The organism is Flavobacterium sp. GW821-FHT11G01 (assembly GCF_058808175.1).
The window spans coordinates 88760-105346 of the sequence record NZ_JBXARK010000011.1 but is presented as its reverse complement, the minus strand read 5'-3'; the positions used below and the strand labels follow the sequence as shown (position 1 = coordinate 105346).

Below are 16587 nucleotides of genomic sequence, written 5' to 3'. Positions count from 1 at the left end.
GTTTAGTACCAACATTCAGATTCAATATCTGATCTGCAGTACAACCGTCGTTATTTACGGTGTATGTTCCCGAAGTGCTATACGTTTGAGAGTTTACAGGCCATACAAAAGAATCCCCAAAACAGATATTTTTTGTTGTGGTTACTGTTGCAGGTTTAGTACCAACATTCAGATTCAATATCTGATCTGCAGTACAACCGTCGTTATTTACGGTGTATGTTCCCGAAGTGTTATAAGCCTGTCCGTTTACAGTCCATATAAAAGATTCACCAAAACAGATGTTTACTGTTGTGGTTATTGTTGCAGGTTTTGTGCCTACCGTCAGATTCAACACCTGATCAGCGGTACAACCGTCATTATTTACGGTGTAAGTTCCGGATGCAGTATAAGTCTGTCTGTTTACAGGCCATACAAAAGAATCCCCAAAACAGATATTTTTAGTTGTGGTTACTGTTGCAGGTTTTGCAGCTACCGTCAGGTTCAATACTTGATCAGCGGTACAACCGTCATTATTTATGGTGTATGTTCCCGAAGTGCTATACGTTTGAGAGTTTACGGGCCATGTAAAAGATTGACCAAAACAGATGTTTTCTGTTGTGGTTATTGTTGCAGGCTTATGATTCAGAGTAACTGTAACAGCCTTTCGATCCTCTGGATTATTTTCGCAGTAATTTGTTCCACTGACCGCAACATAATAGGTTTTAGATGTTGTTAACGTTCCTGTTGAATAAGATGGACTATTACTTAAAAGGGTTGCACTATTTGTTGGGCCATCATACCAATAGAAATTTGTTCCTGCACTAGATGTTGGTGTCAATGTTATTTGAGACCCTTCACAAACTGGATAATTTGATGATAATATTATATCTTCAGCTTTGGCTCGAGGAGTAACTTGCAGTTCGATTTCTTTAATGCCAGAACATCCTAAATTATTATTATTCGTAATGTCAATTCCTATTGGTGCATAGCGTATTCTGTATTTCTTATTTTGTAATAATGATGGAGTTACATATTCTGTTGAAATAGCTCCAGAAATATCACTCCAAATGGTTCCGTTTAGTTCTTGCCACTGATAATGGTAAATTGTTGAGGTTGTATTTTGAAGAGTTGTTCGAATTGTATTATTTTCACCAGCACATATTTTTTCAGTAACAGTTGAAAGTGTTAATACTGGAACGCAAATACTAAATGAAACATCATCAAAAGCTACATCATTACCATTTGTGTTTGTGTCAACCTGAGCATTACTTACTCTTAATATTACTTCATTTATTCCTTGTGGAATTGTAAATAATAAACTAAGTTCGTTCCAGAGAAGCTGGTTTTTTTGACTTAATTGCAATTCGTTAGAAGTCATTGATTTTAAAATTGTACCATTAGTTGGATTGATTAAATCAATTTTAACCATTGGCTTAACAGATGGATAAGCATAAGTTGTTGGTAATAAATTTGCAGCGTAAATTGAGAATTTACACAAACTGCCTGAGCAAAGATTAGTGTATTTTTTCTCGTAAAAAACACTTCCTAAAGTAGTGTTAGCATCAAAAACCAACATGTATCCGTCTCCGCCCTTTCCAGTATTATAATCTCCTCCTGATGACCATTCGCTATTAGCTAGTTGAGGATTTTTTATTAAAGTATATCCATTTGACATAACAGCACCAGATGGTGAAAAACTATAGGTAGTAGTAAAATCTGACGTAGAAGGTCGTGGGCCATAATCTGAAATTCCAGAACCAAAATCATCTTTTACAATTGTATTCATTTCTCCTTCACATATTGGTGCATTGACAGTGAATCTTTGTGTTGTAGAAGTACAGTTGTCTAATTTAGCGCTTATTGTATAGTCTCCTTCTGAAGCGGTTACTCGGTTACCGTTTTGACTAACTCCAGTTGAGGGATTGAACACATAAGCATATCTTGAATCATAATTAAGAATAGTAAAACTTCCTTCTGTTGTTGAAGTTGGTTGTGTAATTGCACTTAAAGTTGGCTGTGCTGGTGTTATAGGCTGTGCATTAATAGAAGTGAATACTGGTGACGATTCGCAATTTCCCAATTTGGCCGTGACAGTATAATTTCCTGCCGGCGCAGTAATTGTTTCTGCGTTTTGAATAACCCCTATTGATGGTGATATCATATAAGTATATCTCTCATCATAATTAGTTATAGTAAAACTTCCATTTGAATTATTACAAGTAGGTTGGTTTACAGTGCTCAAACTAGGAGTAGCAATTGATGTATTTACGACAACCGATACGACATTACTAATCGTACTGCAAGATTCAGAGGTTGCTACTCTTCTGTAGTAGGTAGTAACATTTGTGCTAGGTGGTGAATAGTTTTTACCAGTAGCACCAGATATAGTTTGAAAAGTTATATTGTTTAAACTTCGTTCCCATTTAAAAGTAAAGTCAAGATTTCCTCCAACAGGATTGGTTCCTTCAAGAAGAACATCATTTCCTGTATTTATACAATACTCGGGTGACAATGTTCGAATGATGTTGTTGCTAATTGGAGTGTAAATATTGTACGTTAAAGTGGTAACGTTGGAAGTTTTTCCATAAGAATCATTAAATGTATAATTTATAGAAACAGGACCAATAACGGTATTGTCTATAGGAGTAAATGTAACTTTCCCAGTTAAATAATCATATGCAAAGGTTCCTTTTCCGGCTACTGTTTTAGTAGTTTGAATTCCATCAACAGAAGGGTCAAGATCAATACTCTCTTTATTTATTGTACCTAATCTATTTACTGTACCATTATCATTGGCAGTTATATCTTCTGAAGTAGCAGATAGACCAACACATCCTGAAAATTGATCAGCAACAGCTATTGGAGTAAGTAATGTTGATAAATCGACATTGATTTCTAAATCACGAATTTCATGAAAATTAGTAACACTTCCTGTTGAAGAAGCAATAGCTATTTTTAGATTATCAGGAGATAGAGTTGTATATTCATAATTATTAATTATTAAGGTTTTTGTGCTTCCATGAGTTATATAAACATCAATAAAAAAACCACCGGCAGAACGTGGTTTTAAACTAATATCGATTTTTCTAAATTGAGGATTAGAAGCATTTGTTGCATTTCTGTCATAACCTGAAACATTAAAACCATAAGGTGAGGTTGCTGCTGTAGTCAAGTGATTATACCCACTGTTTTCATCTCCTCTTAAGGTTATATTACTGGGTGTTTGAGAAACGCCACCAGTTTCCAATCATTGTCTGATGCAAAATTACCGTATTCATCAATTCCAATTCCCAAGTACCCTTTGGAAAAACCATTTTCCCACATAGATTGAGCATATCCTAAAGAACCTCCATATGCGCCTGCACTAACAAAAGGAGCTGTAGCATCAAACAAAATGAAAGATATACCGTCTGCACCACTACCCCCAAAATTGTAATATTCAAATGAAATATTCATTCCGTAGGCAGATGGAAACGAATAATTATCCCACCATACCAATCCTTTTTGATTGTTTTGATTATTTGTTAATCGTAAATAGCCATTTCCTTCGGGATCATTATAGCCGTTTTTTTCACCGGCACCTCCAGTAAGAAAGGCTGTTGGAGATCCTCCAAATATCATTCCCGGAGCTGTTGAGTTTTTAAAGCTTTCCGAAAATGGAAATTGTGCTCTAATAGAGATTGAAACAAAGGATAATAAGATGAAAAGAACATACTTAAAAGAATTAAGCTTAATTGTAGTAATGATTTGCATAGACAAAAAAGTAAAGGTTCAGAATATATGTAAGTGCTTATTTATTTGATATTTAAAATGGATATGCGAGAAAGTGAGTGTGTCTTTTTGTTCTCAAAAGCAAAATATATTTTGGTGATATTTTCTTGAAAAAAGTTGCAAAGGTCATGTCTTTATAAGGCAAAAAATACCAGTAAAAGTTAAAAAGGTTACAGAATAAGCCTAAATTTTTAAGGTAAAATAGCAGACTGTTTTTGGACTTATTTTTTAATAAAGTCTTACGAATAATGCTTTAAATACAAACTAAAAAAAATACTATCTTTACCGATCAAACGTTTATGAACTTAAGTTGCTTTTATGCAACACTACATATATAATTATGGCATGTACAAGTTGTTCAACCTCAGATGGTGGCGCACCAAAAGGTTGTAAAAATAATGGGACTTGCGGCACCGATAGCTGCAATAAATTGACGGTTTTTGACTGGCTTTCGAACATGAGCCCGTCTAATGGAGAGGCTATTTTTGATTGCGTTGAGGTTCGTTTTAAAAACGGACGCAAGGAATTTTTTAGAAATACAGAGAAATTAACTTTAAGTATTGGTGATATTGTAGCAACTGTTGCATCGCCAGGACATGATATTGGAATTGTGACTTTGACAGGAGAATTGGTAAAAATTCAAATGAAGAAAAAGGGTGTAAACCACGAAAGCAACGAAGTTCCAAAAATTTACAGAAAAGCATCTCAAAAAGATATTGATATTTGGTCTGTAGCACGTGATCGCGAGGAACCAATGAAGGTTCGTGCGCGTGAATTAGCGATTCAGCATAAATTAGAAATGAAAATTTCTGATATTGAATTTCAAGGTGACGGATCAAAAGCTACGTTTTATTACACTGCAAATGACAGGGTCGATTTTAGACTTTTGATTAAAGATTTTGCTAAAGAATTCAGCACAAGAGTCGAAATGAAACAAGTTGGTTTCCGTCAGGAAGCGGCACGTTTAGGCGGAATCGGTTCTTGTGGACGTGAACTTTGCTGTTCAACTTGGTTGACTGATTTTAGAAGTGTAAATACTTCAGCGGCACGTTACCAACAGCTTTCACTGAATCCTCAAAAATTAGCAGGACAATGCGGAAAACTAAAGTGTTGCTTAAATTACGAGCTTGACACTTATATGGATGCGCTGAAAGACTTCCCTGATTATGACACTAAATTAGTGACTGAAAAAGGAGATGCGGTTTGTCAAAAACAAGATATTTTTAAAGGATTAATGTGGTTTGCTTACACGAATAATTTCGCAAACTGGCATGTTTTAAAAATTGATCAGGTAAAAGAGATTATTGCCGAAAATAAACAGAAAAACAAAGTTTCTTCTTTAGAAGATTTTGCGATCGAAATTCTTTCAGAGCCTGAAAAAGACTTTAATAATGCAATGGGTCAGGAGAGTTTAACTCGTTTTGATCAGCCAAAGAAAAAGAAAAAACCAAATCGCAAACGTAAACCAAATGCGGAAGGTGCGGTTGTAGCGGCTCCGGCACAAAATAAACCTCAACAGGGAAATAATAATAACAATAATAAACCAGCTGGCGGAAATCTGAATAAATCAAATAAACCGCACAACAAGCAAAATCAGTCGAATAAGCCAAATAATTCGAACGATAATAAGCCCGCTGAGCCAAGAAAACCTATAATTATTACTAAAAATGAGAATAAAAAATAGCGGAATTCTTCTTTTGGCAGCAATACTTCTTTTTTCTTGTGATAAAAAAAGAGTGTTTGATGAGTACAAATCTGTTGGAAGTGCCTGGCATAAAGACAGTGTTGTTACTTTTGATTTGCCAGTTTTAGATTCTACCAAAAGATACAATTTATTTGTAAATTTGAGAGACAATAACAATTATCCGTTCAATAATTTGTTTCTAATTGTAGCTCTTGAGATGCCAAATGGTTTCACAAAAGTGGATACATTAGAATATCAAATGGCAAATCCGGACGGAACGCTGTTAGGAAACGGTTTTACAGACATTAAAGAAAGTAAATTGTTTTACAAAGAAAACGTTAAGTTTAGAGGAAAATACAAAGTACATATCAAACAAGCTGTTAGAGAATCTGGAAAAATACCAGGTGTTCAGGAGTTAGAGGGTGTTACAGACATAGGTTTTAGAATAGAACAAAAAGATTAGAAATATAGTTATGGCTGCTAAAAAAAACAATCAATCAAATAGCGTTAAAGATATTAATTACTATAAAAAGAAGTTCTGGCGAGTTTTTGCTTATACTTTACTTGGAATTTTAGCTTTCTTTTTATTTGCCTCTTGGGGATTATTCGGTTCAATGCCGTCTTTTGAAGATTTGGAAAATCCGGATTCTAATTTGGCTACCGAGATCATTTCTTCTGATGGAGTAGTTCTTGGTAAATATTTTAAAACGAACAGATCTCAACTTAAATATTCTGATTTACCAAAGAGCTTAGTTGAAGCTTTAGTAGCTACCGAAGATGCTCGTTTTTACGAACATTCAGGAATTGACGGGCGCGGAACTTTAAGAGCCGTTTTTAGCTTGGGAACAAATGGTGGAGCAAGTACATTGACACAACAATTAGCAAAACAATTGTTCCATGGTGAAGGATCTAAATTTCTTCCTTTCCGAATTGTACAAAAAATAAAAGAATGGATTATTGCCATTCGTTTGGAAAGACAATATACTAAAAACGAGATCTTAGCAATGTATTGTAACGTTTATGATTTCGGAAATTATTCGGTTGGAGTAAGTTCTGCTGCACAGACTTATTTTTCTAAAGATCCAAAAGATTTAACAATGGACGAGTCGGCTATTTTAGTCGGAATGTTCAAGAATTCAGGTTTATACAATCCAGTTCGTAATCCAGAAGGTGTAAAGAATCGTCGAAATGTGGTACTTGGTCAAATGGAAAAAGCAAAAATGATTTCTACTGCTGAAAAGCTGAGATTACAGGCTTTACCAATTACTCTAAAATTCAAACTAGAAAGTCACCGCGAAGGAACTGCAACTTATTTCAGAGAATATCTTCGTGATTATATGAAAAAATGGGTAGCTGAAAATAAAAAACCAGATGGTTCTGACTACGATATCTATAAAGATGGATTGAAAATTTACACAACCATCGATTCAAGAATGCAATCCTATGCAGAAGAAGCGGTTTCTGAACATATGAAAAATCTTCAACAGCAATTTTTTATTGAAATGAAAACCAATAAAAATGCGCCGTTCGTAAATATCACACAAGCAGAAACAGAAAGAATCATGATGCAGGCGATGAAAAATTCTGATCGCTGGGCTCAGATGAAAGAAGCAGATAAAAGAGAGGATGATATTATTGCTTCATTTAAGATAAAAACAAAAATGCGTGTATTTACCTGGAAAGGTGAGCGTGATACGACTATGACTCCATTAGATTCTATTCGTTATTACAAACACTTTTTGCAATCTGGTTTAATGGCAATGGAGCCTCAAACCGGGAATATTAAAGCTTGGGTTGGTGGAATCAATTACAAATATTTTCAATACGATCACGTTGGACAAGGTGCAAGACAAGTAGGTTCTACTTTCAAACCTTTCGTATACGCAACTGCAATCGAACAATTGAACATGTCTCCTTGTGATTCTATTTTGGATGGTCCTTTTATGATTCACAAAGGGCGTCACCACGTTACAGAAGATTGGGAACCAAGAAACTCTGACAACAGATATCGCGGAATGGTTACTTTGAAACAAGGTTTAGCAAACTCTATTAATACGGTTTCGGCTAAATTGATTGACAGAACTGGTCCTGAAGCTGTTGTTGAGCTAACACAAAAATTAGGAGTTAAAACTGAAATTCCAGTACAACCTTCAATCGCTCTTGGAGCTGTTGATATTACGGTTGAAGATATGGTTGCTGCTTACAGTACATTTGCTAATCAGGGAGTGTATGTAAAACCTCAGTTTTTAAGCCGAATCGAAAATAAAAGCGGTGAGGTTATTTATGAGCCGATTCCGGAATCTCATGACGTATTAAATAAAGACATTGCTTTTGCAGTAATCAAATTATTAGAAGGAGTTACTGAAACCGGTTCTGGTGCACGTTTACGCACAGAAGGCGGAGGAAGCGGAGATAACCGTTGGACAGGCTATCCATATATGTTCAGAAACCCAATTGCAGGTAAAACCGGAACAACGCAAAATCAATCTGATGGTTGGTTTATGGGAATGGTTCCGAATTTAGTTACCGGAGTTTGGGTTGGATGTGAAGACCGTTCAGCACGTTTCAAAAGTTTGACTTATGGTCAGGGAGCTACTGCAGCATTGCCAGTTTGGGCTTATTTTATGAAACTATGCTATAAAGATGAAGCACTTCAAATTTCTAAATCAGAATTTGAGCGTCCGGCAAATCTTTCTATAAAAGTAGATTGTTACAGCAGGCCTGCAGTTGTAAAAGATACTACTCAAACAGAACAAAATACAGACGAATTCGAACTGTAGTTTACGTTCTCTTTTAAAATAAAAAACATCCTTTTGTGGCTTCTGAAATTCAGAAGGATACAAAAGGATATTTTTTTGAATTGTGTTGACTTTATTTTTTACGAAATCGTTATAAATTAATCTAAAAATCTTATTTTTATCAAAATTATACGGTAATAAAGACAGTTTGTTATGATAACAAAAAAAGTAAATAATGTTCAGGAAGCAATCGAAGGAATTGAAAGCAGCATGACCATCATGTTTGGAGGTTTCGGATTATGCGGAATTCCTGAAAATACGATTGCAGCTTTAGTAAACACAACAATTTCAGATTTAACTTGTATTTCAAACAATGCAGGAGTTGATGATTTTGGTCTTGGATTGCTTTTGCAGAAGAAACAAATCAAAAAAATGATTTCGTCTTATGTTGGCGAAAATGCTGAGTTCGAACGTCAGATGCTTTCGGGAGAATTAGAAGTAGAATTAACTCCGCAAGGTACATTGGCAGAACGTTGTCGTGCAGCACAAGCCGGGATTCCGGCATTCTTTACACCGGCAGGTTATGGAACCGAAGTTGCCGAAGGAAAAGAAGTTCGTGAATTCAAAGGAAAAATGCATATTATGGAAAAAGCTTTTGAAGCTGATTTTGCGATTGTAAAAGCCTGGAAAGGTGATGAAGCCGGAAATCTTATTTTTAAAGGAACTGCCAGAAACTTCAACGCTTGTATGGCCGGAGCAGGAAAAATTACCATTGCTGAAGTCGAAGAATTAGTACCAGTTGGAACATTAGATCCAAATCAAATTCATATTCCGGGAATTATGGTGCAACGCATCTTTCAGGGAGAAAAATTTGAAAAGAGAATTGAGCAAAGAACCGTAAGACAAAGAACATAATTAGATAATTAAGATAATTTGTCAATTAGATAATTCCCAAATTGGGTAAAGCAACAATTTTCTAATTATCAAATTTTCTAATTGCCAAATTTAAAATAACAATAAAAAATGAATCGAATTGCTGTAATTCTAATTTCCTTTCTCTCGTTTCAGGCTTTTTCGCAGACTACAAATGAACTGCGACAACAATTAAATCAGATTATTGTAACTAAAAATGCAACGGTTGGAATTTCTATTAAAAGCATAGAAGATAAAGATACGTTAAGCATTAATGGAAATTTGAAAGCACCAATGATGAGTGTTTTTAAATTGCATATCGCTTTAACCGTTTTAAATCAGGTTGATGAAGGAAAGCTTTCATTGGACCAAAAAATCTTCATTAAAAAGAATGATTTGCACGAGAATACCTGGAGCCCAATGAAGGAAGATTATCCTGAAGGAAACATGTATTTAACGTTGGACAAATTATTGCGATATACGGTTTCTCATAGTGATAATAATGGATGTGATTTATTGATCAATTTAGTTGGAGGAACAAAAGTCATTCAGAAATTTATAAATAAACAAGGAATTAAGGATTTCGTGATTAAGGTTAATGAAAAGCAGATGGAATCCTGGAAAAAACTTTATGTGAATACAACAACGCCATTGGCAACAACAGAATTATTGGAGAAATTCTATAAAGGAGAAATTCTAAAAGATACTACCACAAAGTATTTATACCAAATAATGGTAGAAACTTCAAGAGGAATTACCTGGATGAAAGCCGGACTTCCTGAGGGAACTGAATTGGCGCACAGAACCGGAATATCCGGAACAAACGATAATAATTTGAGAGTTGCTATGAATGATGTTGGAATTGTAAAACTTCCAAACGGAAAACATTTTATTCTTTCCGTTTATTTAAAAGAGATTACAGAAAGCCAACAAGATACTGAGAAAATAATCGCAGACATTGCAAGAGCAACCTGGGATTATTTTACGAGAAAAAATTAGATAATTGAGAAAATTAGATAATTTGAAAATTAATATAAGCGCCAGAGAGCATTATCTAATTATCAAATTGACTAATTGGCACATTAACGAATTGACACATTGAACCTATGTTAACAAAAGAAGATATTGCAAAACGTATTGCAAAAGAAGTAAAAGACAGATATTTCGTTAATCTTGGAATCGGAATTCCGACTTTGGTAGCGAATTATGTTCGTGAAGATATCGCAGTTGAATTTCAAAGTGAAAACGGAGTTCTGGGAATGGGACCTTTCCCTTTTGCAGGAGAAGAAGATGCAGATATAATTAATGCAGGAAAACAAACAATTACAACACTTCCGGGAGCGAGTTTCTTTGATTCTGCTTTCAGTTTCGGAATGATTCGTAGTCAAAAAGTTGATTTAACTATTTTGGGAGCCATGGAAGTTTCAGAAAATGGAGATATTGCCAACTGGAAAATTCCGGATAAAATGGTAAAAGGAATGGGAGGCGCAATGGATTTAGTGGCTTCCGCCGAAAATATCATCGTTGCCATGATGCACGTGAATAAAGCAGGCGAATCTAAAATACTAAAGAAATGTACTTTGCCATTAACAGGCGTAGGTTGCGTTAAAAAGGTTGTAACAGAACTTGCAGTTCTCGAAGTGACAGAAAAAGGTTTTAAACTCTTAGAACGTGCTCCTGGAGTTTCTGTTGAGCACATTATAGCATCAACCGAAGCAGATTTAATTATTGAAGGAGAAATTCCGGAAATGAGTATTTAGTTATTCTTTTTAATTGAGTAAAAATATAAGGTTAGCTTTTAAAGGCTAGCCTTTTTTTGTTTAATGAATTTGCTGTCAGATGTCGGTTTTTCAATCATAATAGGATTTGTAAGTGGTAAATGTGTGTAAAATGATGTCAATCAGTGTTATAATTACTTTTTGAGTCTGTTTATTGTAGGATTCTTACAAAATGTTAAATAAAAGTGAATTTAGAATAAAAAGTGTTGCATTTTATCGATTAAAGGTAAAATTCATCGACTATATAACAAATTTAAAATACTTTTATTCAAAAATAAAGTATTTACTTACGTTAAATATTTTATTTGTAATCCATTTAACCAAACTTTAACCAATTTATTATGGAAAGAAAATTACCTAAAATTTTAGCATTAACTACTGTTTTTCTTACGTTTTCGCTGACCGTTTCAGCACAGCAAACAGACAAAAGAGTCAGCAAAAAAGATTTATCTGAAAATGGTTTACCCAGTTCCATTACTTTTAGCGATAAATCAACCTATAAAGGATCAGATTCCCAACAGGTTTTTAAAGAACAATTAGGCTTAAAAGACACTCAGTCTTTTTCAAAAATTAGAGTAGAATCTGATAAAGAAGGTTTTACTCATGAAAAATTTCAATTGTACGAGCAAGGAGTTAAAGTAGAGTTTGCTAATTATACTTTACATTCTAAAGGCGGAAAATTAGTTTCGATGAATGGGGAGTATTACGATTTTCAAAATGTAAGCACAACTCCAAAATTATCAAACCAGGAAGCTTTCGAAAAAGCTGTTGCTCACACGGGCGCAAAAGAATATTTATGGGAAAAACCACAAGATGCGGCTGCAATGGATTATGAAAAACCTCAAGGCGAGTTGGTTTTATTGCCGTCTATGGAAGATCAGGGGCAATTGAGGAAAACCGATAAAGTACGATTAGCCTATAAATTTGATATTTATGCAACAAATCCTTTAAGCCGTGGTGATCTTTATATCGATGCTCAGACCGGAAAAGCATTGTTTTATAATGCGACAATTAAACATCTAGGTGAATATAGTCATGGCAGATCAAATGCCTTGGGAACTAAAGATCAGAATAATAAATCTTCAAAAATTGCCGTTGTTGCGGCCAACGCAGCAACTCGCTACAGTGGTACTCAAACTATTCAAACAAGTTTAAGTGGCTCTTCCTATATTTTATCAGATGTTACGCGTGGAAATGGAGTTCAAACGTACAATTCTGCAAGAACAGCTACATATCCAACAACAAATTTTACCGATGCTGATAACAATTGGACAGCCGCTGAATATAATAATACAAATAAAGACAATGGTGCACTTGATGCACATTGGGGTGCAGAAATGACTTATGATTATTGGTCAGCGGTTCATGGCAGAAACAGCTATGATAATGCAGGAGCGAAAATTAAAAGTTATGTGCACTATAATTTAGTTGCAGCCGGATATCCAAATAATAATAATGCATTTTGGAACGGAAGTGTTATGACTTACGGTGACGGAACCGGAACTGGAGGTTTTGACATTTTAACGGCAATGGATGTTGCGGGACATGAAATAGGTCACGCGGTATGTACTTATACAGCAAATTTAGCGTACCAAAAAGAATCAGGAGCGATGAATGAAGCTTTCTCAGATATTTGGGGAGCTTGTATCGAATATCGCGCGGCGCCTACAAAATCAACCTGGTTAGTGGGTGAAGATATTGAAAGAAGAAGTGGTCATCTTGCTTTACGTTCCATGAGTGATCCAAATTCTGAAGGTCAGCCAGATACTTATGGAGGAACGTATTGGGTAAACGTAAATTGTACACCAACAAATAATAATGATCAATGCGGAGTTCACACAAACTCAGGGGTTTTGAATCATTGGTTTTATATTCTTTCGGTTGGTAAATCGGGAACAAACGACATCGGAAGCGTGTATAATGTAACCGGAATTACAATCGATAAAGCAGCAAGAATTGCTTACCGTTTAGAGAGCGTTTATTTAACAGCGAATTCTACTTATGCAAATGCCAGAACTTCGGGCATACAATCGGCAATTGATTTATATGGCGCTGGTTCTGCAGAAGTTATAGCTACAACAAATGCATTTTATGCTGTTGGTGTAGGAGCAGCTTATTCGGGATCTACAGACACAGTTGCGCCATCAGCTCCAACAGCTCTTGCAGCTTCTGGAACGACAGGAACAACGACAAATTTATCATGGACTGCTTCTACAGATAATGTCGCAGTAACTGGCTACGACATTTACCAGGGAACAACTCTAAAAGGTTCGTCTACAACAACGACTTATACAGTTACCGGATTAACTGCTTCAACGGCCTATACTTTTACTGTAAAAGCTAAAGATGCAGCAGGAAATGTTTCAGCAGCGAGTAATGCTGTAAATGTTACAACTACTGCAACTACATTAACATATTGTACGTCTAAAGGAAATAGCTCGGCAGACGAAAGAATTGGTAAAGTAGTTTTTGGTACAATCAATAATACTTCTACAGGAACAACGGGTTATGAAAATTATACTGCTATTGCTACAAATGCAACAAGAGGAACGGCCTATACAATTACAATTACGCCAAGCTGGACTTCTTCTGTTTATAGTGAAGGATATGCTGTTTTCATAGATTATAACCAGGATGGTGATTTTGCAGATTCTGGAGAAACAGCCTGGACAAAAGCGACATCAACAACAACTCCTGTAACGGGTTCAATTACAATTCCGTCAACGGCAACTCTTGGAACAACGAGAGTAAGAGTTTCTATGAAGTATAACGGAATTCCAACATCTTGTGAATCTTTTTCATATGGACAAGTAGAGGATTATTCGATAAACATAACAGCTTCTGGTGCGGTTGCTGTGGAGGAAATTACAGCAGGATTAGTTGAAACTATTGAAACTACAAGTTTTGCCTTTTATCCAAATCCAGTTGAAAATGAATTAAATGTTTCTTTTTCAAACAGCAACGGATATTCTTATAAAATTTCAAATACAATAGGCCAACAAGTTATTTCAGGAGAAATTTCTGGAAATCCTATTGATGTCAGCAAATTAAATACAGGATTGTATATTATAGAATTAAACGGCGGTGACAAAAAAATCGTTAAGAAATTTATTAAGAAGTAAAAATTGTAATTTTAAAAATGAAAAACCCCGCAATTGCGGGGTTTTTTTATGAAAATCTATAAAATTTTATAAATTAAAAGAAGCTCCTAAACTAAAAGTAGCCTGATTGTTTAAATGATCAAAAACATCATTATTATCACTGTATTTTGCAATTGGAAATCCAATTTCTGTGAAAACACCAAATCCTTCAGTAAAGAAATAACGACCACCTACGTGACCTCCAAAATTGTGTAATCCTAAACTTAAACCAGGATAAACGTCTAATTGCTCAACACCAATAACACTACTTAAATTAGCATTAATTCTTGCTTTAGCATCAAAACGATCCTGAAATTCTGGCTTTTTGTCAACGTATGGCTCTGGATGTCCAGGATATGGACCATTAAAATTATTTACTCCTAAAAGGTAAGTTGAAACAAATCCAAAAGAGAAATTTTCTCCTAAACCAAAATCTACCGAACCTTGAATTCCTGAACCGCCATCCTGAAGATTGGCACCAACGTTAACTTTGATGTCGCCTTTTCCTTTGAAAGCCTGTTGCGCTTGCGTTAATCCGAATACTGCTAAAAATAAAAATGTAAAAACTTTTTTCATAAACTTAAATATTAATTATTTTGGGAATGCAAATTTAGTTTTTTACACATCAATTCCTACCTTTTTCATTAAAATACAACTCATTTAATGGATCGCTTTGCCAGAATTCTTTTGTATCGACATTCATAATGGTTAAGGGGCCTTTAAAAGCGGCTCCTGTATCAACATTCCAAACACACGCCTTATTAACCGGAACTGTTTGTCCAATTCGGGTAACAGGTGTATGGCCAATAAATATTTCTTTATATATCGTAAAACGCTTAGGGTAATAGAGATCATCTGGTTTTAGATTCGGATCTAATGAAAGAGCGCTTTCCCAAAGAGTTCTGTCCCAATAAAATAATTTTGGAAAGTATTCCCAGATTACACCATTTAAATTGGTAAAACCTGCATGTACAAATAATCGGTTTTGATCGTCATGATAGTAATCCTGTAAAGATTCTAAAAAAACAATATGTTCTTTTTTTCTTTCTTCCGAAAGCTTGGCGTAGCCTTCAACAGTGGCTTTACCGCCATGTTTGTACCACATTTCTTCATCAAATTCTTCGTGTCTGTTTTCGAGCCAATCTAATGCAAGCTGATCGTGATTTCCTCTAATGCAAATACAGTTTTGTTTGCTTTTCAGGTCAATCAAATATTCAATTACTTCTGCTGACTGACTCCATCCATCAACATAATCACCTAAAAATATCAGAGTATCTTCTGTAGTAACCCCGGCTTTTTTCATCACTTGCTCAAGTGCGAGTAATCCTCCGTGTATGTCGCCTATAACAAATGTTCGCATTTTATTAAATTTCGTGTAGTATACAAAAATAAAGAAAATGATTTGTTTGCGATCATTTAGTTGATAATCTTTAAATGACTTTAATTTTATGCTTTTTTACATCTCATTTTCAAGCATTACTATTTAAATTTGTAACATGTCTGAAACACCTACATATCGTAAAATTATCCATATTGATATGGATGCTTTTTATGCGTCTGTAGAGCAAATGGATAATCCTGCTTTGCGCGGAAAACCTGTTGCTGTTGGTGGTTCAGAGAATAGAGGAGTAGTTTCGGCGGCAAGTTACGAAGCTCGTAAATTTGGTGTACGAAGTGCCATAAGCGGAGTTTTAGCTAAAAAATATTGTCCGGAAATTATCTTTGTTCGCCCGAGATTTGATCGGTACAAAGAAATTTCAGGTAAAATTCATAAAATCTTTCATGAATATACAGATCTGGTAGAGCCGCTTTCACTCGATGAAGCTTATCTTGACGTAACCCAGAATAAAAAAGGAAACCCAAGTGCGAGTTTATTAGCGCAGGAAATTCGACAGAGAATTCTCAATGAAGTTGGATTAACCGCTTCGGCAGGAATTTCAGTTAATAAATTCGTAGCCAAAATTGCCAGCGATATCAATAAACCAAACGGACAGAAAACAGTAAATCCGGATGAAATTTTATCTTTTCTGGAAGAATTACCTATTCGGAAGTTTTATGGTGTCGGAAAAGTGACCACAGAGAAAATGTATCAATTGGGAATTTTTACAGGAGCTGATTTAAAAACAAAATCAGAAGAGTTTTTGGAAAAGCATTTCGGAAAATCAGGCTCTTTCTATTATAAAGTCGTTCGCGGAATCCATAACAGCGAAGTGAAATCATATCGTGTAACAAAATCGGTAGCAGCTGAACATACTTTTGATGTGAATTTATCTTCGGAAATATTTATGTTAGAGCAGCTGGAAAGAATTGCAACTTCATTGGAAAAGCGATTAAAAAAGCACAATATTTCAGGAAAAACGGTTACACTGAAAATCAAATACAGTGATTTTACACAACAAACAAGAAGTAAAACACTGCCTTATTTTATTTCTGATAAAAGTTTAATTCTTGAAACTGTAGAAGAATTATTGTATCAGGAAAAAATGAAAGATTCTGTTCGATTGCTCGGAATTTCTTTGAACAATTTAAATACTGAAGAGAAAAAAGCCGTTGTGGTTCAGTTAAAATTTGCTTTTTAGCAAAAG

General features: G+C 35.0%; 12 protein-coding genes. 8 read left to right on the top strand and 4 right to left on the bottom strand.

From position 1 onward, the window contains the following. Both AC1RRN_RS18405 and AC1RRN_RS18400 read right to left on the bottom strand, forming a co-directional pair. On the bottom strand, window positions 1–3226 hold a 3226-nt coding region (locus tag AC1RRN_RS18405), incomplete at its 3' end, for a DUF8696 domain-containing protein (protein ID WP_492968709.1). Further along, the gene (locus tag AC1RRN_RS18400; RefSeq protein ID WP_492968708.1) at window positions 3187–3732 is read right to left on the bottom strand and encodes an L-type lectin family protein; all 546 of its coding nucleotides are present in this window, start codon (window positions 3730–3732) and stop codon (window positions 3187–3189) included. The genes AC1RRN_RS18400 and AC1RRN_RS18405, both read right to left, overlap by 40 nt. 358 nt (window positions 3733–4090) lie before the next feature. Here AC1RRN_RS18400 and AC1RRN_RS18395 point away from each other — a divergent pair, with 358 nt between their 5' ends. The 7 genes from AC1RRN_RS18395 to AC1RRN_RS18365 all read left to right on the top strand — a co-directional run bounded on the left by AC1RRN_RS18395 (window position 4091) and on the right by AC1RRN_RS18365 (window position 13984). Then, entirely contained in the window at window positions 4091–5434 is a 1344-nt protein-coding gene (locus tag AC1RRN_RS18395) for a PSP1 domain-containing protein (RefSeq protein ID WP_492968707.1), read from the top strand. Next, window positions 5418–5897 (top strand): gliding motility lipoprotein GldH, encoded by a 480-nt coding sequence (locus tag AC1RRN_RS18390; RefSeq protein ID WP_492968706.1) that lies wholly within the window; start codon window positions 5418–5420, stop codon window positions 5895–5897. The genes AC1RRN_RS18395 and AC1RRN_RS18390 overlap by 17 nt, the downstream gene beginning before the upstream one ends. A 10-nt stretch (window positions 5898–5907) precedes the next feature. Continuing rightward, window positions 5908–8214, top strand: a complete 2307-nt coding sequence (locus AC1RRN_RS18385) for a penicillin-binding protein 1A (protein ID WP_492968705.1) — start codon at window positions 5908–5910, stop codon at window positions 8212–8214. A gap of 171 nt (window positions 8215–8385) precedes the next feature. Beyond that, a complete protein-coding gene (locus AC1RRN_RS18380; protein ID WP_492968704.1) occupies window positions 8386–9087 on the top strand; it encodes a CoA transferase subunit A in 702 nt (233 codons plus the stop codon). Between the two features lie 108 nt (window positions 9088–9195). Next, window positions 9196–10083, top strand: a complete 888-nt coding sequence (gene bla / locus AC1RRN_RS18375; protein WP_492968703.1) for a class A beta-lactamase, subclass A2 — start codon at window positions 9196–9198, stop codon at window positions 10081–10083. A gap of 107 nt (window positions 10084–10190) precedes the next feature. Continuing rightward, the gene (locus AC1RRN_RS18370) at window positions 10191–10844 is read left to right on the top strand and encodes a 3-oxoacid CoA-transferase subunit B (protein ID WP_492968702.1); all 654 of its coding nucleotides are present in this window, start codon (window positions 10191–10193) and stop codon (window positions 10842–10844) included. A 359-nt stretch (window positions 10845–11203) separates the two neighbouring features. Beyond that, on the top strand, window positions 11204–13984 hold the full coding sequence (locus AC1RRN_RS18365) for a M4 family metallopeptidase (RefSeq protein WP_492968701.1): 2781 nt from the start codon (window positions 11204–11206) through the stop codon (window positions 13982–13984). Between the two features lie 66 nt (window positions 13985–14050). Here AC1RRN_RS18365 and AC1RRN_RS18360 read toward each other — a convergent pair whose 3' ends face one another. Next, on the bottom strand, window positions 14051–14578 hold the full coding sequence (locus tag AC1RRN_RS18360; RefSeq protein ID WP_492968700.1) for a DUF6646 family protein: 528 nt from the start codon (window positions 14576–14578) through the stop codon (window positions 14051–14053). 49 nt (window positions 14579–14627) lie between these two features. Continuing rightward, window positions 14628–15362 carry a metallophosphoesterase family protein gene (locus AC1RRN_RS18355; protein ID WP_492968699.1) on the bottom strand — a complete coding sequence of 245 codons (735 nt, stop codon included), beginning with the start codon at window positions 15360–15362 and terminating at the stop codon, window positions 14628–14630. A 136-nt stretch (window positions 15363–15498) separates the two neighbouring features. On the opposite strand from AC1RRN_RS18355, the gene dinB reads away from it, so the two are divergent. Continuing rightward, window positions 15499–16581: a DNA polymerase IV gene (gene dinB, locus AC1RRN_RS18350; RefSeq protein WP_492968698.1), complete on the top strand. Its 1083-nt coding sequence runs from the start codon at window positions 15499–15501 to the stop codon at window positions 16579–16581. Window positions 16582–16587: the final 6 nt, after the last annotated feature.